This window comes from Marinobacter sp. HL-58 (assembly GCF_001314605.1).
Classification (GTDB): domain Bacteria; phylum Pseudomonadota; class Gammaproteobacteria; order Pseudomonadales; family Oleiphilaceae; genus Marinobacter.
Window position 1 is genome coordinate 183,264 of record NZ_LIHP01000018.1, and the last position, 20,356, is coordinate 203,619.

At 58.4% G+C, this 20,356-nt stretch carries 18 protein-coding genes; 16 read left to right on the top strand and 2 right to left on the bottom strand.

The window, feature by feature from the left end; all coding sequences use genetic code 11:
- Positions 1-92 precede the first annotated feature (92 nt).
- The 5 genes from HLUCCO03_RS16940 to arsJ all read left to right on the top strand — a co-directional run bounded on the left by HLUCCO03_RS16940 (position 93) and on the right by arsJ (position 5,389).
- On the top strand, positions 93-1,127 hold the full coding sequence (locus HLUCCO03_RS16940) for a PAS domain-containing protein (protein ID WP_051603727.1): 1,035 nt from the start codon (positions 93-95) through the stop codon (positions 1,125-1,127).
- A gap of 93 nt (positions 1,128-1,220) precedes the next feature.
- A complete protein-coding gene (locus tag HLUCCO03_RS16945; RefSeq protein ID WP_292016749.1) occupies positions 1,221-1,994 on the top strand; it encodes a metalloregulator ArsR/SmtB family transcription factor in 774 nt (257 codons plus the stop codon).
- Complete coding sequence (gene arsB, locus HLUCCO03_RS16950) at positions 1,994-3,022, top strand: ACR3 family arsenite efflux transporter (RefSeq protein WP_036197085.1); 1,029 nt, start codon at positions 1,994-1,996, stop codon at positions 3,020-3,022. The genes HLUCCO03_RS16945 and arsB overlap by 1 nt, the downstream gene beginning before the upstream one ends.
- Before the next feature lie 157 nt (positions 3,023-3,179).
- The gene (locus HLUCCO03_RS16955) at positions 3,180-4,184 is read left to right on the top strand and encodes an ArsJ-associated glyceraldehyde-3-phosphate dehydrogenase (protein ID WP_027830123.1); all 1,005 of its coding nucleotides are present in this window, start codon (positions 3,180-3,182) and stop codon (positions 4,182-4,184) included.
- A gap of 2 nt (positions 4,185-4,186) precedes the next feature.
- Entirely contained in the window at positions 4,187-5,389 is a 1,203-nt protein-coding gene (gene arsJ, locus HLUCCO03_RS16960) for an organoarsenical effux MFS transporter ArsJ (protein ID WP_027830124.1), read from the top strand.
- 295 nt (positions 5,390-5,684) lie between these two features.
- Here the strand turns inward: arsJ and HLUCCO03_RS16965 are convergent, their stop codons facing one another.
- The gene (locus tag HLUCCO03_RS16965) at positions 5,685-6,779 is read right to left on the bottom strand and encodes a patatin-like phospholipase family protein (RefSeq protein ID WP_027830125.1); all 1,095 of its coding nucleotides are present in this window, start codon (positions 6,777-6,779) and stop codon (positions 5,685-5,687) included.
- Between the two features lie 172 nt (positions 6,780-6,951).
- Between HLUCCO03_RS16965 and HLUCCO03_RS16970 the strand changes: the two genes are divergently transcribed.
- Positions 6,952-8,016, top strand: a complete 1,065-nt coding sequence (locus tag HLUCCO03_RS16970) for a diguanylate cyclase (protein ID WP_027830126.1) — start codon at positions 6,952-6,954, stop codon at positions 8,014-8,016.
- Here HLUCCO03_RS16970 and HLUCCO03_RS16975 read toward each other — a convergent pair whose 3' ends face one another.
- Positions 8,017-8,934: an alpha/beta hydrolase gene (locus tag HLUCCO03_RS16975; RefSeq protein ID WP_027830127.1), complete on the bottom strand. Its 918-nt coding sequence runs from the start codon at positions 8,932-8,934 to the stop codon at positions 8,017-8,019. It abuts the gene before it with no gap.
- A 194-nt stretch (positions 8,935-9,128) separates the two neighbouring features.
- On the opposite strand from HLUCCO03_RS16975, the gene folE reads away from it, so the two are divergent.
- The 10 genes from folE to HLUCCO03_RS17025 all read left to right on the top strand — a co-directional run bounded on the left by folE (position 9,129) and on the right by HLUCCO03_RS17025 (position 20,348).
- Positions 9,129-9,695, top strand: a complete 567-nt coding sequence (gene folE / locus HLUCCO03_RS16980; protein WP_027830128.1) for a GTP cyclohydrolase I FolE — start codon at positions 9,129-9,131, stop codon at positions 9,693-9,695.
- A gap of 26 nt (positions 9,696-9,721) precedes the next feature.
- Positions 9,722-10,102, top strand: coding sequence for a dihydroneopterin triphosphate 2'-epimerase (gene folX / locus HLUCCO03_RS16985; protein ID WP_027830129.1), 381 nt, complete (start codon positions 9,722-9,724; stop codon positions 10,100-10,102).
- Positions 10,103-10,117: 15 nt separating this feature from the next.
- Positions 10,118-10,558 carry a CoA-binding protein gene (locus HLUCCO03_RS16990; RefSeq protein ID WP_027830130.1) on the top strand — a complete coding sequence of 147 codons (441 nt, stop codon included), beginning with the start codon at positions 10,118-10,120 and terminating at the stop codon, positions 10,556-10,558.
- A 98-nt stretch (positions 10,559-10,656) separates the two neighbouring features.
- Positions 10,657-11,964 (top strand): HD-GYP domain-containing protein, encoded by a 1,308-nt coding sequence (locus HLUCCO03_RS16995; RefSeq protein ID WP_027830131.1) that lies wholly within the window; start codon positions 10,657-10,659, stop codon positions 11,962-11,964.
- A 54-nt stretch (positions 11,965-12,018) separates the two neighbouring features.
- Positions 12,019-14,280, top strand: coding sequence for an EAL domain-containing protein (locus tag HLUCCO03_RS17000; protein WP_036197089.1), 2,262 nt, complete (start codon positions 12,019-12,021; stop codon positions 14,278-14,280).
- A 58-nt stretch (positions 14,281-14,338) separates the two neighbouring features.
- Complete coding sequence (locus tag HLUCCO03_RS17005) at positions 14,339-14,656, top strand: hypothetical protein (protein WP_027830132.1); 318 nt, start codon at positions 14,339-14,341, stop codon at positions 14,654-14,656.
- A 220-nt stretch (positions 14,657-14,876) separates the two neighbouring features.
- Positions 14,877-15,308: a MerR family DNA-binding protein gene (locus HLUCCO03_RS17010; protein ID WP_027830133.1), complete on the top strand. Its 432-nt coding sequence runs from the start codon at positions 14,877-14,879 to the stop codon at positions 15,306-15,308.
- A 6-nt stretch (positions 15,309-15,314) separates the two neighbouring features.
- Positions 15,315-17,900: a heavy metal translocating P-type ATPase gene (locus HLUCCO03_RS17015; RefSeq protein ID WP_027830134.1), complete on the top strand. Its 2,586-nt coding sequence runs from the start codon at positions 15,315-15,317 to the stop codon at positions 17,898-17,900.
- A gap of 125 nt (positions 17,901-18,025) precedes the next feature.
- Positions 18,026-18,475, top strand: coding sequence for a DUF411 domain-containing protein (locus HLUCCO03_RS17020; RefSeq protein ID WP_027830135.1), 450 nt, complete (start codon positions 18,026-18,028; stop codon positions 18,473-18,475).
- 154 nt (positions 18,476-18,629) lie between these two features.
- Complete coding sequence (locus HLUCCO03_RS17025; protein ID WP_027830136.1) at positions 18,630-20,348, top strand: diguanylate cyclase; 1,719 nt, start codon at positions 18,630-18,632, stop codon at positions 20,346-20,348.
- Positions 20,349-20,356 lie beyond the last annotated feature (8 nt).

A 20,356-nucleotide genomic window follows, 5' to 3' on the forward strand; every position in this document is an offset into this window, starting at 1 on the left:
TTCTCCGGGGCTGTGGCTGTGTTCTGAAGTGTGAACTAAAGTATAGGAGCAGCAGTCCCCCCAAAACATCGCCAACGGTTACGGATCAACCTATGGAAAGCCACGGACTGACAGGGAAAGGCCACATTCTGGCGCTGCCACATCTCTGGGCGCCGGCAATTATTCTTGCCGCTGGACTGGTGGTTACAGGCGTTACAGCACAGGCTCTGGAGAATCAGTCCCGCAGCCTTGCCGAGGAGATCTACCACCGGCAGCACAACACGCTTGTTGCGCGGCTGAGCGGCTACGACGAATTTCCAGTCACCGCCAGCGATGGTGCTGCGCCCGATCAGGCCGTGCAGGATCCGGCTGCGGTAGGGCTATGGCTCGCGACCGTGTTACGGAATTCCGTCCCGGAAACGCTCAACCTGCGAATCGACACCCTCGAACGACACACCAAGATTCCGCTGTTTCAGACCAGGCACACCGAGAATCCTGATCGCTCCCGCTCCCTGCGTTCGGAAATAGCGATTGGCGACCATCGATGGCTGGTAACCACCCTGCCGGACACACGGTTTCTCGAACAACCGGCCCGACAATCGTTTCGGCTCGTATGGCTGGCGGGGCTGGCGATGACTGTCCTTGCGGTGGTGATCGTCACCCTCCTGTGCCTGCGTATAAGGCGCTGGCGCAACCGCTACCGCGATGCCGACAGGAGCTGCGAGGAATACCGGCAACACCTGAACAGTATGCAGGTGGAGAAATCCATCCTGCGGCAGGCCCTCAATGACAGCGAACAGCGCAGTCGCGACCTGGTAGAGCTCTCCGGCGCAACCATCTGCGAGCTGGACGAGCAGGCAATCACCGGCTACGTCTCGCCCCAGGTCGCCGGCCTGCTGCAAAAGGCCCCGGCTGATCTCGCAGGCCAGCCCTTTGAGCAGTTAGTGGACCCGCTGTACCGGGACAATTTTCACAGGGCCCTTCAGGCGGCCCGCCAGGAACGGCAGATTCAACGCATTGATCTGCGATTGCTGAGCGCCGAAAACCTGCAGGTACCGGTCACTCTGCGGGTCCTGGCGTTGCAGGACACCCTGCACGGCTTCTCCGGCTATCGCCTGAGTCTTCATCATAACGGCCGGGCGTCGTGACCCAGGGTTTTGTCTTCAAATTGATATTCATCGCTTGCAGAAGGACATATATTCCCATATTGTTATATGCGCGATTCAGCATATAAGGGGGTAATGATGTCAGACAAGCGCAAGGTGCTTTACCTCTGCACCGCCAACAGTGCAAGATCGCTGATGGCAGAGGCCATCCTCCGCGATATGGCCGGCGATCAGTTTGAAGTGGCAAGTGCCGGCACACACCCGGAAAACCCCCACCCACTGGCACTGGCATGCATCCGGGAAGCCGGGCTGGACACACGCTCCCTTCACAGCAAATCCATGAACACCCTGCTGGATGAGCACTGGGACTACGTCATCACCCTGTGCGACAAGGCGGCCTATGAGTGCCAGTCGGTCTGTGAACCGGCACAGCGGATTGCCTGGGATTTTCCCGACCCGGTTCCCACCAACCGCCATGCCGCCTTTGCACTGGTCATGAAAGAACTGCGGGAGCGCATCAGCCTGTTCGTCATGGTGCACCAGAAAGCCGTTGGTCGCGCCGTGCATTATCCGCCGGTTGCCGTTTTCAAGGCCCTGGCTGACGAAAACCGGCTGGCCATCATGCTCCTGGTACAGAAGGAAGAAGAGCTGTGCGTCTGCGAAATGACAGAAGCCCTGAATGCCTCCCAGCCGAGCATCAGCCGTCAACTGTCGCAGTTGCGGGAACTGGGACTACTGGAGGACGAACGCCGCGGGCAGTGGGTCTACTATCGCCTCCACCCGATGTTACCCGAGTGGATTCAGCAACTGCTGACAGCCACGGCCAGCAATAATCCGGGGTTCCTCCAGCCCTTCAGGCAACGACTTGCCGCCATGCCCGACCGGCCGGCAAGAATGGACTGTGCCTGATGGGACTGTTCGAACGTTTCCTCACGGTATGGGTGGCCCTGGCCATCCTGCTCGGCATCATCAGTGGGCATCTGCTGCCCGGGCTCTATGAGTCCGTCGCGGCATTAACCTACGCCCATGTAAACCTGGTAGTGGCGGTGTTCATCTGGGCGATGATATACCCGATGATGGTTCAGGTGGATTTCACCGCCATCAGGAACGTGGGTCGCAAGCCCCGGGGGCTGGTGCTGACACTGGTGATCAACTGGCTGATCAAACCCTTCACCATGGCAGCCCTGGGGTGGCTGTTTTTCAAGGTGCTGTTCGCCGATCTGGTGGACCCGGCCACTGCCACGGAATACATAGCCGGCATGATTCTTCTGGGTGTGGCCCCCTGCACCGCCATGGTATTCGTCTGGAGCCACCTCACCAGAGGCGACCCCGCCTATACCCTGGTGCAGGTGTCCATCAACGACATCATCATGATCTTCGCCTTTGCGCCGATAGCCGCTTTCCTGCTGGGCCTCTCTGACATCACCGTGCCCTGGGAGACCCTGCTGCTGTCGGTGCTGCTTTATGTGGTGGCGCCACTGATTGCCGGCGTGGTTACCCGCCGATGGCTGTTACGCCAGGGCGAACAACGGCTGGAGAACTGGTTGCACCATAGCAAGCCAACCACGGTTATGGGCCTGCTGGCCACGGTTACCCTGCTGTTCGGCCTGCAGGCGGACCGGATTCTGGATAATCCCTATGCCATCGGGCTGATTGCCATACCGCTGCTGATCCAGAGCTATGGCATCTTTTTTATCGCCTATTTTGCCGCGAAGAAAATGGCCTTGCCCCACAACGTGGCGGCACCAGCCGGGCTGATCGGCACGTCCAATTTCTTCGAGCTGGCGGTCGCGGTGGCCATCAGTCTGTTCGGGCTCACCTCGGGTGCTGCCCTGGCAACGGTGGTCGGCGTCCTGGTGGAAGTACCGGTGATGCTGTCGCTGGTTGCGCTGGCCAACCGCACCCGCCACTGGTTTCCCGCCGCTGCGGAGACCTGAATATATTAGCGGAGCCGGATTGTGAGGCCCGTTCAAAACCCTGCGGAGCCATGGATGGCGGAGCGGAGCGTACAGGGATGTATTCACAGCGTGTTTTGAACGGGCCTCACAATCCGGCGCCCTGCACCCAACCAGGACCCATTCAAAGGAGCTCGACATGAGCAGGATAAAAGTAGGAATCAACGGTTTTGGACGCATTGGCAGGCTGGCACTGCGCGCTGCTTTCGATTGGCCAGAGGTGGAATTCGTTGCCATCAATGATCCCGGGGCGGATGCCACCACCCTGGCACATTTGCTGACGTTCGACAGTATTCACGGCAAATGGCAGCGAGAAGCCACCGCTAGAGAGGGAAACCTGCTCATCGAAGACAGGAAAATTCGGGTCACCGCCAACAAAACCATTGCCGAGACCGACTGGTCCGGGTGCGACGTGGTTATTGAGGCCAGCGGAAAGATGAAGAAGGTAGAGGTACTGCAGGCGTACCTGGACCAGGGGGTGAAACGGGTTGTGGTGACGGCGCCGGTGAAGGAGAAAGGCGCAAAGAATATTGTGGTGGGCGTAAACGATGACATTTTCGACCCGGCCACGGATCGTATCGTCACTGCGGCCTCCTGCACCACCAACTGCCTGGCGCCGGTAGTAAAGGTGATCCACGAAAAACTGGGTATCAAACACGGCTCCATCACCACCATCCACAGCCTGACCAACACCCAGACCATTATCGACGCGCCCCACAAGGATCTGCGCCGGGCCCGGGCCTGCGGCAGCTCGCTGATTCCCACCAGCACCGGGTCGGCAACCGCCATTATCGAGATCTTCCCGGAACTGAAAGGTCGCCTGGACGGACACGCCGTGCGGGTGCCGCTAACCAACGCATCGCTGACAGACTGCGTGTTCGAAGTGGACACTCCCACCGATCGGGATTCCGTGAACGCCCTGCTCCGGGAAGCCGCAGACGGTGAACTGAAAGGCATTATGGGGTACGAGGAACGACCGCTGGTGTCCATCGATTACAAGACAGACCCGCGATCTTCCATTATCGACGCGCTTTCCACCATGGTGGTCAACGGCACCCAGGTAAAAATTTACGCCTGGTATGACAATGAGTGGGGCTACGCCAATCGCACCGCTGAACTGGTGCGCCGGGTGGGGGCCGCCTGAGCATGACTCCGGCCATCCGCCAGTACCTGGTCATCACCGGTAACTACTGGGCATTCACCCTGACCGACGGCGCCCTGCGGATGCTGGTGGTGCTGCATTTCCACCAGCTCGGCTACTCGCCGCTGGAGATTGCTCTGCTGTTCATCTTCTATGAGTTCTTTGGTGTGGTCACCAATCTGGTAGGAGGGTATCTGGGCGCCCGTATGGGCCTGAATCGCACCATGAACCTTGGGCTTCTGCTGCAGATCATTGCCCTGGGCATGCTTGCGGTGCCTGCGGCCATGCTGACTGTGCCATGGGTGATGGCGGCACAGGCCATGTCCGGCATTGCCAAGGACCTGAACAAGATGTCCGCCAAGAGCGGCATCAAACTGCTGGTTCCCGATGAGCAACAGGGCCAGCTCTACAAGTGGGTGGCCATCCTCACCGGGTCGAAAAACACCCTCAAGGGTGTGGGCTTTTTCCTCGGTGGCGTGCTGCTGATGTCCACCGGCTTTACCGGTGCGGTTCTGATCATGGGTGGGGCCCTGTTGCTGGTGTGGCTGAGCAGTCTGTTCCTGCTCAAGCAGGAACTGGGCAAGAGCAAGGCGAAACCCAGGTTCACCGACATCCTGTCCAAGAGCCGCGCCATCAACGTGCTTTCCGCCGCCCGCCTGTTTCTGTTCGGGGCCAGGGATGTGTGGTTCGTGGTGGCCCTGCCGGTCTACCTGCACACGGTCTTTGGCTGGGATTTCTGGAAAGTGGGCGGCTTCATGGCGACCTGGATCATTGGCTACGGTTTCATCCAGACCATTGCCCCCAGGATGACCGGCCGAAATCCGGATACCATGCCGGGCCGGGCCGCGGCCGGCTGGGCAGCGGTGCTGACCGCCATTCCCGCGCTTATTGCCCTTGCCCTGATGGCCGGCATTGCGCCGGAACTGGCCATCATCGGCGGGTTGCTGCTGTTCGGGGTGCTGTTTGCGGTCAATTCGTCCCTGCACAGCTACCTGATTGTCAGTTATGCCCGTGGCGATGGGGTTTCCCTGGATGTGGGCTTCTACTACATGTCCAACGCCGCCGGCCGCCTTCTGGGCACGATTCTGTCCGGCTGGGTCTATCAGATTTATGGTCTGGAGGCCTGCCTGTGGATATCATCCGGCCTGGTGGCCATGGCGGCGTTACTGGTCTACTTCCTGCCCGAGCGTGAGGCTGTGGCTGTTTAGGCTCTGCCTCGTTGCAGGCCTCGTAGGTCGGATTAGCGAAGCGTAATCCGACAACCATAGGCCTATGACATTTTTGCGCGCATCAACCATTGTCGGATTACGCTTCGCTAATCCGACCTACGTTTGGCCATATCTGGAAAGTTGCGGGCATCGGTGCGGGACACCTGTCGCAAACCGTGGAGCGCCAGGGATGGCGCGACCGAGCCCTACAGGGACGTATTTACGGGCGTGTTTGCGACAGGTGTCCCGCACCGATGCAGCCCCCCAACAAGCAGGCTGAAACATACAGGAAAACTCAGCGCTTCCCATCCAACGGCCGCAAAACGTCTTTCAGGCGGCCGGAATCCACCAGCTCCATGAACTCTTCACCCAGGCGGTAACTCTCGGCAATGGCCTTGCGCCAGGCCCGCTCGCGGCCGGCGTCGTCGCCGAGGTAGCGCTCGAAGTCCTTGCGGTCCGGCAGCTTTTTGTCGGGCAGTGAATCCAGGTATTCCGGTGATGGCGACACCAGCAATACATCCTGTAGCCGGGTCGCGTCGCCCCGGCGCCAGGGCAGGGTCTTGTCGAACCAGCCCGGGATGACCTTGTCGGTGAAATGGGGATAGAGGATAACCCCGGGTTGCTGGTAAGGCAGGTCCAGATGGTAATCCAGCAGGCCACCATCGCGGTAAAGGCCGTCCGGGGCGCCGGGAATGTTGCGGACGCCGGACATGACCATGGGAATCGAAGCAGAAGCCAGCAGGGCCGGCATCAGGTTGTCGCGGCTCAGGGCCACTTCGTGGCTTGGGAAGTCCACCAGTTTCGCAAGCGGCGCTTTCACCCGGGCGTCGTGGATGATACCCCGCTCCATGAACCGGCCCAGATGCCGGCGGCTAACCATGTTCGCGCTGATCGCGTTCATCAGACCCAGGCTGAGACGGCCTTTGGTATCGTGCTCCAGCATTCCACGGCTGCGGACCACAACGATGTTGAGCCGGTACCAGGGATGATTGAGGATATGATCTTCATGGCCGCCAAGCAGCTCTTCGAGGAACAGCACACTCTTGCGGCTGACCTCTGCCATGCTGACGCCCTTGGCAAAGCGCTGGGAAGTATAGAGCTCCGCCAGCCGGGCCAGTTGTGCCCTGGGGTCATCCGTGGACGCCACCGCTGCAAACCGCCAGCTTCCGATGGACGAGCCGATCAGCGAGCGTATCTGGGGCACCCGCGGGAGGAAATCCCCGAAGATGGCCTTGTCGAGGCCGGATATGCCCAGCGCCTTCGGGCCACCGGCCGCGCCGGGAACAACGTGCACATCGGCAGCGGTAAAGGGCTTTTCCTGCAATCGCTCAAAGGCACGGCGGCCAGCACGGACAGTCAACGCGGGCGGGCGGGTGTGGATCGCGGTCATATCGGCTCCTTGCACTGGACCCGCAAGTTTAGCGAACTGCTCGCCGCGCAGCCATAGTGGTGGCATTGCGGCCATGGCTGAAATCCGCCTTTCTTCCCGGGAAGGTCGTGCTAGACTTCGAAAAAGCCTGTATCGGGATGTATGGCCCTATAATGAACAGCCGGAGTATGCTGTGAACCCTCTTGCCGCCACAACCAAACTGGCCACAAACCCTACCCTGGCGGTGCTCGGTTTCAAGCGCCAGATCGTTTACCACCTGCACTTCTGGGCATTCGTCGCCGTGGCGCCGCTGGTAATGGTGCAATGGCGCCAGGACAACATCCTTTTGGCACTGCTACTGGCCGTTTTCTGCCTGAATGCGGTAACGGTGATTGCATTTCTGAGGTTTCGTAGCCGCTACTTCATGCGCGGGCGTCTTTTCCCGATACTCGCGGTGGTGTGTGCGGTCTATTCCACCCTGCTTAACGGCCATGCGGGCCTTTACTGGGCCTATCCCGCCGCTGCCGCACTGTTTTTTCTGCTCCCTCTGCGGGAAGCGATGATCAGTAACATCGTTTTCGTGATCAGTATGTCCGTGGTGTCGTTTATCCAGTTTCCTGAGGCGGATTTCTGGCGTATTACTTTCTCCCTGGGCCTGACCTGCCTGTTCGTCATGATCTTTGCCTGGCTGGTCGGGCGGCTGCAGGGGGAACTGACCCGGCTGGCCACCACTGACCCTCTAACCGGGTGTCTCAACCGGTCACAACTGGCGGACGTTCTCAATGCCCAGATCCAGATGCGCGAACGCTATGAACGGGTCTCCAGCCTGATATTACTGGACATGGACTATTTCAAGACGATTAACGATCGCTGGGGACACCTGGCTGGTGACAAAGTTCTGCAGGAGCTCTCGTCGAGGCTGCGCAAGCGGCTGAGGGAAAACGACCGGCTGTTCCGAATTGGTGGCGAAGAATTCATGCTGGTGTTGCCGGAAACCCGCCAGAAAGACGCCGACAAAGTCGCCAGGGAGCTGCTGACCACCATCAGTGCCCGCCCATTTGTTGAAGGTATCCAGGTTACCGCCAGCGCCAGTGTGGCGGAAGTCGACAAGGGCGAAACCTGGTCCGTATGGCTGAACCGGGCGGACCAGGCACTCTATGAAGCCAAGGCCCGGGGCAGGAATCAGGTTGCCAATGCGGCCCGGCGCCAGCAAGAGGCACCACCGGAGGACGCCGACCCGGTTTTGACCGACGCCTGATTACTGTGCTTTCCGGCAAAAATCCCGCCAGGCCCGGTACACCTCCCCGGCATTCTCGAAATGGGGGTAATGGCCGACATTGCGCAGGCTGACCACATCGGCATCCGGTATGAGCTCGCGATAACGCCTTGCCATTGCCGCACCTGAAACCGGGTCCGCCACACCGGAAATGAGCCGCATCGGCTGTTTGGCATTCTGCAGTGCACCAACCCAGCGATGCCGGTGGCATCGGCGTTCTTCCATGAAATGAATCAGGTTATGGAGTATGCCGCGGCCATTGTTGTAGGTCAGCAGATACCAGAAGTCGTCCATATCCTTCTGGCCTGGCGCGTAACCCGGCCCGAACAGCCGCCGGAAATTCCGTTCAAAGGTGCGGCGGGTCAGTCCCCGGCTGATAAGCCCTCCCAGGGGACTGCGCAGCAGTTTCTGGATCAGCAGGGGGCTGTGCACCTCCGGGAACAGCGCTCCGTTGAGGAAACAAACCCGGGTGATCGCAAACGGCAGTACACCTTCCTGTTCCCGGGCCAGCAACTCCTGGGCGACACTGCACCCGTAGTCATGGGCAAAAAGGCTGACATTTTTTAACCCGAGGCCGGCGATCCAGCCCTCGATCATGTCTGCCTGATCTTCAATGCTGTAATCATAAAGCGCCGGCTTGTCGGAAAAGCCGAAACCCAGCATATCCAGGGTAAAAACCGTGTGGTGCTGAGTCAGCATTGGCCACAGCCGGTTCCAGTCCCAGCTGGCAGTGGGAAAGCCATGGAGCAGCACCAGGGCATCGCCCTGCCCGGCCATGCGGCTGAATATGGCATGCCCACCGTAGGAAAACCATTTGCCTTCGTGCTGCCAGCTTTCCAGCGTCCCTGTCTCTGCGCGTTGGGTTGTCAGGCCCTGCGCTCCTGCTATTACCTGTTCCATTCCGGTTTCCTGAAACCTGCCTCAGAGTGAAACTCTAAATCAAACCAACCGGGCCCGCCATATCCAGCCTGGCATTTTGCGATGTGGATCAGTTGTGGTGGTCTTTTTGAACCCTGTTGTCGTAATTCTGGAGGACATTGGCAAATTCCCTTAAGCTTTCGCCTTTACACCGATTACAGACAGCGGAATCCTTTATGACCAACAAGCTTGACGACCTGGCCAGCCATTTCCAGCAGATTATCGCAGGCCTGGGCGAAGATCCGGGCCGAGAGGGCCTTCAAGACACCCCACTGCGGGCAGCGAAGGCCATGCAGTTTCTTACCCAGGGTTACAAGCAGAGCCTCGAAAGCCTGGTGAATAACGCTGTGTTCGAATCCGCCATGGATGAGATGGTGGTGGTTCAGGATATAGAGCTGTACAGCATGTGCGAGCACCACATGCTGCCATTTATCGGCAAGTGTCATATTGCCTACCTGCCCCAGGGCAAGGTACTCGGGCTGTCCAAGTTTGCCCGCATTGTTGATATGTATGCACGCCGGCTGCAGATCCAGGAAAACCTGACCCGTGAAATTGCAGAAGCCGTCGAAACGGTTACCGGCGCCAAGGGCGTAGCTGTTGTTATCGAAGCACAGCATATGTGCATGATGATGCGGGGTGTGGAAAAACAGAACTCCCGCATGAAGACGTCGATGATGCTGGGCCAGTTCCGGAAATCCCAGGCCACACGCACAGAATTCCTGACACTGATTCGGGACCGCTGAACAGCCAATGGTAAACAGGAGGCCAGATGACTGCAGTGACGGGTAACAACCAGGCAACCGTGCGTATCAAGGATCTGCTGTTACGCGCCTATATCGGAATCAAGGAAGAGGAGATCAATAATCAGCAGGATGTGCTGATTAATGTTCGGCTGACCTACGATGCTGCAGACGCCATCAATCAGAACAACATCGGGGCAGCCCTGAACTATCGCACCATTACCAAGCAGATCATCAGCCACGTAGACGGCAACCGGTTTGCTCTTCTGGAACGCCTTACCCACGAAGTGCTCAGCATCGTGATGGAACATGAGGCCGTCAGCTGGGCGGCAGTGGAAATCGACAAGCCCCATGCGTTACGCTACGCGGAATCGGTGTCTGTCTGTCTTGAGGCACACCGGGCCACCTGACAAACCGGTATCCCCATGTCCCGAAATAATCCCGAACAGCTACGCAGAATACTTGAAACTGTCCGTACCATTGCCCTTGTGGGCGCCAGTGACAAGCACAACCGTCCCAGCCATGAAGTGATGGCCTATCTCCAGGGTCGCGGCTACCGGGTGATACCGGTCAACCCCCGGCTGGCAGGCAAGACCGTTCTCGGAGAACCTGTCCATGCCGACCTCGGATCCATCAGCACTCCACTGGACATGGTGGACGTCTTTCTTGCTCCAGACCGTACCGACCCGATCATCGACTCTGCCATCAAACAGCAGATACCGGTGATCTGGATGCAGATCGGCGTTATTAATGAAGAAGGTGCGGAGCGCGCGGAAAAGGCCGGCCTCACCGTTGTGATGGACAAATGCCCCAAGCAGGAAATCCCGCGCCTTGGCATTCCGCCGGTGACACAACCGGAAATGTGATCCCCTCTGCCGGCGGGGTAGTACGGTAGCCACATACCTGTTCTGGAAACAGGATTTCTGCCATACTCCGGTCAGACAATCAGAAGACTGGCAGAGCCATGTGGTTCCGACGTAAAACCAGCAAAGTCTCCCCGCGAAAGCCGACAACCCGCTCCCAGGCAGGGTCGTTGGCACACGATACCCAATCCGGCATTGTGCGGGTTCGGCTCCCGGTCGACCTGCTCACCTCCGGCATGCGTGTGGTCAAACTCGACCGCCCCTGGACCGAGGTGCCTGTGTTGTTCCAGGGCTTTACCATCGAAAACGTCGAACAGGCCCGTATCTTACGCCAGTACTGTGAATGGGTGCTGGTGGAAGGCGAAGAGGAGCTGTTAGCCGGCGCCCTGGACAAGGTCACGCTGCACAAGCAGCTTACCTCCAGCCCGATGCAGGAAACCCGGCCACTGGCGCAGGAGATCCCCCGGGCCCGGGAAGCCTGGAGCAAAACACAGAATTTTGTCGAGCAGGTAACCCGTAACATCGAGCGGGGAAATGATCTCAACCTCCAGGATGCCCGCCCCGTTATTCGTGAGTGTGTTGAAAGTATCAAGGCCAACGCCAGCGCCATGTTCTGGATGAGCCGTATCAAGTCGCGGGATGCCTACACCGCCGAGCACTGCCTGCGGGTCGCTATTTTTACCGTGGCATTCGCCCGCTTTATTGGCATGCCGGACGAAGATCTGGAGATTGCCGGCATGTGCGGCCTGCTTCACGACCTGGGCAAACTGAAAGTGCCGCCAGAGATACTCAACAAGCCGGGCGCCCTGAGCCGCGAGGAATTCGCGATCATGCAGAAACACACCACCTACGGCTATGAGCTGTTGAAGTCCGACCCGGAACTGGACCCGATCATCGCTGATGTCACCCGCCACCATCACGAACGAATGGATGGGCGTGGCTACCCGCAGCAACTGGAGGAATGGCAGATCAGCCGCTTCGCCCGGCTGGTATCGATTGTCGATGCCTTTGATGCGATGACCAGTGACCGTTGTTACCGGGACGGTATGCCGGCCTCCGATGCCATCCGTGTTCTGTACCGCAACCGGGGCAGACAGTTTGATGCCGACATGGTGGAAACCTTTATCCGGATGGTTGGTATATACCCGCCCGGAACCCTGGTTGAACTGACGACCGGAGACGTGGCGCTGATTGTCGCTGTTCATCCTGGCAAGAAACTCAAACCCAGGGTCGAGGTGCTTCTTGATGCCGACAAAAAACCCGTTACGCCAAGAATCATTGATCTGGCAAAACCCACGCCAGGCCAACAACCCGAGATCGTTCAGCCATTGCCTGACGGCGCATACGGGATATCATTGCAAGCGCGCATCCAACAATTAGTAACAGGTCATCGCGTTTATCCCTCATAATCAGGTGAATTCGGCCGATACCCTGTTCTGTCAATTCATCAACCGGAGCACTCTGTGGACAAACCTGCATCAGCGCCAACCCCGTTCGTCAGGGGCTTGCTGAACCCGGCGTTTCCAGTACTGATTTTTCTGGTGTTTCTGGCCATAGCCCTGGGTTTGTACTTCGGTATTGAAAAGCAGGACAGCAAACAGATTCAGGCCAATCTGGACAACGAAGCCCTGTCCATGGCCAACCGCCTTGAGCGGGAATTCCTGGTTCATGCGGAGGCCATACGGCGCATGGCAAAACGGCGGGAAGCTGCTCCGGACATATCCAGGGAAATCTGGGAACAGGACGCGCGCAATTACCTTGCCGATTTTGGCGTCTACCAGGCCATTGAGTGGATTGACGACAATTTCGTAATCCGCTGGATGGAGCCCTATGAGGGCAACGAAGACGCCATTGGCTACAACGTTGCGTTTTCGCCCGAACGCCGCCAGGCACTCGAAGAGGCGAAGACAACCGGCAACCTGGATATTTCCGGTGTTATCGACCTTAAACAGGGTGGGCAGGGTCTGGTCATATATGCGCCGGTATTCTCCGGTGAGGCCAACAATGGTTTCATCGCAGGTGTATTCCGGATGGAAGTCCTTGCAAGGCACCTGCTCACCAGTCGCGCACTGGAGTCATTCCGTATTGATATCTTCGACAATGGCGAACCGGCTTACGCACTGAACCAGTCAGCCACTACGAATTCTTCATTTTCAAGCTCAGCCAGCGTTGAATTACCGACCATCGACTGGACGCTGACAGTGACCCCCTCTGCGTCCTGGGTCAATAATCAGCGCAGCGACTGGCCTTTCGTCACTTTCGTGGTCATGTTGTGCATGGGACTTCTGACCAGCCTTACAACATTACTGGTTCAGCAGATTCTCAAGCGTAACCGGGCCCTGCTGAAAACAAGGCGGGAACTGGACGCGGAAATCCATCAACGCCAGGCCGTTCAGCAGAACCTTGCACGGCTTGAAACAACCGACACACTGACCGGCCTGGCCAATCGCCGGTTTTTCATGGAAGACCTGGCCCATACCCTGAGTATCGCCGACCGGCAGATGCGCCAGGTTGCCCTGGTGATGATCGACCTTGACCGTTTCCAGATGCTCAACGATTCCCTTGGCCACCAGTTCGGGGATGAACTGCTGATCAAGGTATCAGAGCGCCTGAACGCCCTCAGCGATGAAAAAATCATGGTCGCCTATTCCGGTGGCGATGAATTCATGGTTTGCCAGCAGCATGTGGAAGACATCGACGATGTCATCAACCTGCTGGGCCAGATCAAACAGTGTTTTGACGAGCCCTTTGATGTTCAGGGGGAGAAACACCGAGTTACTGCAACCATGGGTGTGGCGGTCTATCCCCAGAGTGGCCTGGATACCGACACCCTGTTGCGCAACGCCGATATAGCGCTTTACCGGGCCAAGGAGCAGGGCCGCAACACCTATCAGTTCTATACCGAGGGCATGCAGGACCGGGAGGTCATGCGCCTGGAGCTGGACAAGGATCTTAACCAGGCCCTGGCCAACGATGAGTTTGTACTGTATTTCCAGCCCCAGCTTGATCTCAATCACTCATCCATAAACAGTGTGGAAGCGCTGATCCGCTGGCAGCATCCCCGCCGAGGTCTGTTACCCCCACTCGATTTCATTCCACTGGCCGAAGAGAGCGGTCGCATTACCGATATTGGTCGCTGGGTGGTCAGGGCCGCATGCCGCCAGCTGGCGAAATGGCAGGATGGCCCCTATGCCAACCTGCGTATTGCGGTGAACCTGTCCGGTCGGGAACTGGATGATGAGAGCATTGTTGACCACATTCAGGATGTACTGGAATCCCATGGTGTTCCGGCAGACCGGCTGGAAGTGGAACTGACGGAAGAAATCTTCATCCAGAATATCGAACATAATCTTAACCAGCTCTCCAAGCTCCACAAACTGGGCGTCCATCTGGCCATTGATGATTTTGGCGTTGGCTATTCTTCGCTGGGTTATCTGCGGGACTTCCCGGTGGATCTGCTGAAAATCGATCGATCCTTCATTACGGATGTGACCGAACGCCATGACGATGCGGTGATTACCCGGGCGGTGATCAATCTGGCCCATAACCTGGGCATTCAGGTGGTGGCCGAGGGCGTGGAAACCCGGGAACAGCTTGATTTCCTCAAGAATCATCGCTGTGACCTGGTCCAGGGTTATCTGATCAGCCGCCCGATTCCTGCCGCTGAACTGGAGAAGGCGCTGACCGAAGGGGTGCTGAATGTGGATACACCGGTCGGTACCTGATTGAAATGAGCGCCCCGAATCACCACTATTCCGGTATCAGCTTTCAAGGTACCGATCTATGAGTTCAAACTATCTGACCACCGAACAGAACGAACGCCTGCGGCGGTGGGAGGCCTGGAACAAGGGCTATTTCATTTTTGCGTTCTTTTCGCTGATTGTCATCCTGGTGTTCAGCAGCCAGCTTGGGCTTTCCACTGGTGAGAGCTGGGGGCCGCTGGGCGTTCTCATTGCGCTGTTGATTACCCCCATTATCATTCTGCAGTTGCGGCTGGCCTGTCCGGCCTGTGGCCAGAAGATTGGCTGGCAGGCCAAGCTGATGGCACCTGACCAGTGCAAAGCCTGCGGTACCTTCCTCCGCTCGAAAGACTCCTCCTGAAAAAACCTTTGACCTGTGAGTAGCTCACAGGTTTTAGGCTATCCTTAATGTCTACAGCACTCATGCTTGGGTGCACTCCGTGGGTGGGTGGAACCATCTTCCGAAACACGCTGTAAATACGTCCATGTACGCTTGGGCTACGCCATCCATGGCTCCGCACAGTTTCGGAAGATGGTTCCACCCACCCACTCGGCTAACTTTTGCGATGGTGATCGTAGCTATGAAAGTCAAAGAGATAGCGATAGGTGCGGGCGTTAATCCGGATACCGTCCGGTTTTATACCCGGGAAGGGTTACTGAAACCCACCCGGAATCCGGACAACAACTACCAGCAATACGATTCAGAAGACCTGCGACGGCTGCGATTTGCCCGCAAGGCCCGGCAGCTGGGGTTCTCGCTGCCGGAAATCCGCCAGATTCTGGAGCAGGCGGATGATCATCATTCGCCCTGTCCCATGGTGCGGGATGTGTTCCAGAAGCGGCTGGCGGAAGTGGAGCGGGAGATTGCCGAGTTGCAGCAGCTACGCGAGCGTATGACGGCGGCGCTATCGGCCTGGCAGGACATGCCGGACGGTACGCCGGATGGTCATACGATTTGCCGATTGATTGAACACTGGGATGAGTCTGTCCCTGAAAATACCCGTAAGGAGTGATGCTCCATGAATGAGAAAACCGCATTACACCCGGCGCTGTCGATTTCCGGCGCGTCCTGTCAGGGCTGTGCGCGCAAGATTCGTAGTGCGCTGGAGCCACTGACCGGCAGTGCGGACCAGGTTGAGGTGAATCTGGATGAGCAGACGGTCGCCCTGCCCGACGGCATTGATACCCGCGAGGCCGCCCGTATCGTGACGGAGGCCGGTTATCCCGCCTCGCCCCTGGAGGAATCGTCCGCTACCGGGTCGGCATCGGAGGACGATCACTGTCATTCTGATGAGCGCCAGCCCGAACCTGAAACCGGGCGGGAATCCGAGATGGAGGAGAGTAAACAGGGGGTCGTCAATAACGGTGACCAGATCCATCTGGCGGTGACCGGCGCCACCTGTGCTTCCTGTGTAAACACCATTGAAAAGGCCCTGAAGTCGGTGGATGGCATTACCGGTGCCCATATGAACCTGGCGGACAATACCGCCACGGCCACCGGGCACGCGGACCCACAGGCGCTGATCAGGGCCGTGGAGAGCTCCGGTTACGGGGCCAGCGTGATCGAGGATCCGGATGCGGCGGATGACCAGAAGCAGCAAGAGGATCGCAAACAATACAAGAACCTGCTGGTGAAGATGGCCGTCAGTCTCGGCCTGGGTGTCGCGCTGATGGTTTACGGTATGGGCTTTGGGTCCATGATGGTCACCGAAGACAACCAGATGACCTGGCTTACGTTGGGCGTTCTGACCCTCGGTGTGATGGTTGCCACTGGCGGCCACTTCTTCACCGGCGCCTGGAAGGCCTTCCGGCATCACAATGCCAACATGGATACCCTGATTGCCCTGGGTACCGGCACCGCCTGGCTTTACTCCATTGTGGTGGCCAGTGCTCCTGATGCCTTGCCGGAGATGGCGCGGCATGTGTATTTCGAGGCGTCGGCCATGATTATCGGCCTGATCAACCTGGGCCAGGCCCTGGAGTTGCGGGCCAAGGGCAAGACGTCGGAAGCGGTACGGCGGCTGCTGGATCTTCGGGCCAGGACGGCCCGGGTGATCCGCGATGGCGAGGAGCAGGACCTGCCGGTGGAGCAGGTACGCGCCGGCGACCATATCCGGGTGCGCCCCGGGGAGAGCCTGCCGGTGGACGGGGAAATCACCGAGGGCCATACCCGCATTGATGAAAGCATGCTCACCGGTGAGCCCATGCCCGTGAGCAAGGGTGAAGGCGACGAGGTGTCCGCCGGCACCCTGAACACCCACGGCTCGATTATCTACAAGGCCACCCGCGTCGGCAGCGAAACCGCCCTCGCCCAGATCATCCGGCTGGTCAAGAAAGCCCAGGGGTCGAAGCCTGCCATCGGGCGCCTGGCGGACAGGATTTCGTCGGTGTTCGTACCCAGTGTGATGCTGATTGCCGTGGTATCCGCACTGGTCTGGTATAACGTCGGGCCGGAGCCGGCGGTGGTGCACATGATGGTCGCAGCCACCACGGTGCTGATCATTGCCTGCCCCTGTGCCCTGGGCCTCGCTACCCCGATGTCGGTGATGGTGGGCGTGGGCAAGGCCGCGGAATACGGCGCCCTGATCCGCCAGGGCGATGCCCTGCAGACTGCCGGCAAGCTGGACCTGGTGATTCTGGACAAGACCGGCACGATTACCGAGGGCCATCCGGCTGTAACGCGTCTCCACGCCACGGACGAGGATTCCCGCAGGTTGCTCTCCCTGGCCGCCGGCCTCGAACAGCACTCGGAACATCCCCTGGCAGAAGCCATCATGGCAAAAGCAAAGGATGAAGGCGCCAGCCCGGAGACAGTCACGGGCTTTGAAGCCCTCAACGGCAAGGGCGTAATGGGCGAACTGGAAGGCCAGCCCCTGCGCCTGGGCAACCGTCGCTGGCTGGAAAGCGAAGGCATTGATCTGGACGGATTACAGGATGAGGCCGATGCCATTACCTCGGAAGCGGGAACGCCACTGTTCCTGGCACTGGGTAACAAGGCGGTAGGCGTGATCGGCGTTGCCGACGCCGTGAAAGCGGATTCACAGGCCGCGATCCGTCGCCTGCACGATGCCGGCATCCGGGTGATGATGGTCACCGGCGATGTGGACGCTACCGCCAGGGCCATTGCCCAGAAAACCGGCATCGATGACTACCGTGCCGAGGTGTTGCCTGAAGACAAGTCCATCATCGTCAGCGAAATGCGCGGCAAGGGCTACACCGTGGCCATGGTGGGCGACGGCATCAACGACGCTCCCGCCCTGGCGGCTGCCGACGTGGGCTTTGCCATCGGCACCGGAACCGACGTGGCCATCGAAAGCGCCGGCATCACCCTGATGCGGGGATCGCTGCACGGTGTTGCGGATGCCATTGAGATATCCCGGGCCACCGTACGTAATATTCACCAGAACCTGTTTGGTGCCTTTATCTACAACTCCATGGGTATACCGGTGGCCGCCGGGCTGTTATACCCTCTATGGGGAATGTTGATGAGCCCGATACTGGCCGGCGCCGCCATGTCGCTGTCCTCGGTGACGGTGGTCACCAACGCCAACCGGCTGCGGTTGTTCAAGACCAGCCATAAGGCCGGCAAGGAGGGGAACCAATGAGCACACTTCTGGTCAATGCCGGAGGACTGATCCTGATGGCTGCCATTGTCTGGTGGTTCTGGCTGTCACCCTCCGAAGGCAGCAAACCCGATAACGATCACAGCCATCACCACTGAGGTAACGTCATGAAAAAACACATGCTGGCCCTTGGCCTCATCGCCACCGTTGGCCTGAACAGCCAGCTACAGGCGGATGACGGACTGGAAGACATTCATGTCTACAAGTCCCCCACCTGCGGCTGCTGCACGGACTGGGTAGACCACCTGAAGGAAAACGGCTTCAAGGTGGAAGTGACGGAAACCAACAACCTGAATCCCCTGAAGCAGGATGCCGGGCTGCCCTCTTCACTGGCCAGTTGTCACACCGCTTTCGTGGGCGACTATGTGATTGAAGGCCACGTGCCTGCCAAAGACATCCATCAGCTGATTGCCGATGCCCCCAAGGCAAAGGGGCTCGCTGTTCCGGGTATGCCCGCGGGCTCACCGGGCATGGAAATGGGTGACCGCAAGGATCCCTACCAGGTGCTGATGTTCAACGAGAGTGGCCAGACCAAGGTGTTTTCAGAATACAACTAGGCTGTCTGCCCACAGGCTCTCCTGCTCAGATTCCTGACAGGGAATTCCTTCTGCGCAGGGCTGCAATCGCGGTCCTGCCTGTTTTTCCTACACTCTTTGCCACCCCTGCTCTATGATATCTACTGGACAGATTCCATAGATACGAGAGACGCTCTTGAGCCTTAAAACCCGCCTTCTGGGTCTTGCCGCTATTCTGATGATCACCGCTTCACTGGCGTCATGGCTGGCCTACAGGGCGCTGTCCGAGGATATTATCGAACGCTGGGGTCAACAGGTCGCTGAAATACAGGTACGTTACGACAGTGCCCGCCTGTTGCAGTCACTGGAACGGGAAATCGGCCTTGCGCGCCAGATGGCGGATTCGTCTACCCTCGTGAAATGGGCAACAACACCAGAGGACGAGGCGTTAAAACGCGAAGCCATCCGTGAAATGGAAAGCTTTCGGAGCAATTTTCGTGACAACAGCTATTTCGTAGCGCTCCGGGATTCCCGCAATTACTACTACAACAACGCCGATAACGAGTTTGAAGACAATCAGTTACGCTATCAACTCGATCCGGACAAGCCCGAAGACGCCTGGTTCTTTCAACTGATTGAGGAAGGCCGCAATTTCCATCTCAATGTGAACCCCGATACCGAGCTCGGTGTCACCAAGCTCTGGATCGACGTTCTGATGCGCGATGAGAATGACCGCATTGTCGGAATGGTCGGCACCGGCATGGATCTGGACGCATTCCTGCAGGATATCGTTGATATAGAGCAGGAAGGTATTACAACCCTGTTCGTTGATTACAATGGCGCGATCCAGTTATACCGTGATCGCAACTACATCGACTTTGCAAGCATCATCAAGCCCGAGGGCCAGAAAAGCACCGTGGACCTCTTGTTTGACCACGCCGAGGACAAACAGAAAGTACTGGGCATGCTGCAGATCCTGAAAAACCGGGGTGGTACCACCGGCGCTGTGGAAAGCAGCTTTGTGACCGTGGACGGACGAAAACACCTCGCTGGTGTGGCATTCCTGCCCGCCATCGGCTGGTTTGAAATTACGTTGCTGGACCTGAACACCCTCCTGCCCAGCAGTTACCTGTGGCCTCTGGTTGCAGTATTTCTCCTCAGCCTGATTATCACCCTGATACTGTTTCATCTCATTATCCGCTCGCGCATCCTCAAGCCCATCATCAGCCTGGAGAGCGCTGTGCAGAAAGTTCAGGGTGGCAGCTTTTCCCTCCCACAACTGGACAAGCCGGATAACGAGCTGGGCCGTCTCGCCAGCCACTTCGAAAAAATGACGGACACCCTCAAACACTCAACCCGTGAACTGGAACAGAAAGTGGAACAGCGCACTGACGAACTGAACCGTCTGGCGCGCATAGATGCCCTTACAGGCCTGAAAAACCGTCGCGGGCTCGACGAGGCACTGGCCGAGGAGATACAGCGGGCACAGCGGCAAGACACCGGCTTCGGGCTGATCTGGCTGGACATCGATCACTTCAAGTCCATCAATGATGAGCTGGGGCATCAGGCAGGTGATGAGATCCTATGCCGCGTCGCGCTTTGGCTGAAAGCAGGTGTACGCCCCTACGACCATCCCGGCCGGTGGGGTGGCGACGAGTTCGTTGTGGTGCTGTCCCACTGTGACCGGGATACCCTGCACCAGATCGCCTCACGTATTCGGGAAACCATCGAAAGGGACAGCATACGGACCGGAACGCCCGTTACGGTCAGTGTTGGCGGCTATTTCTGCCAACCCGGCGACGATGTCGACACCATCCTGCGACAGGCCGACCAGGCGCTTTACCGGGTCAAGCAACAGGGCCGGAACCGGGTCTTGATTGTTGATGGCCAGGACCGGGAAATTAACCCCGCGTAACGGGTCTG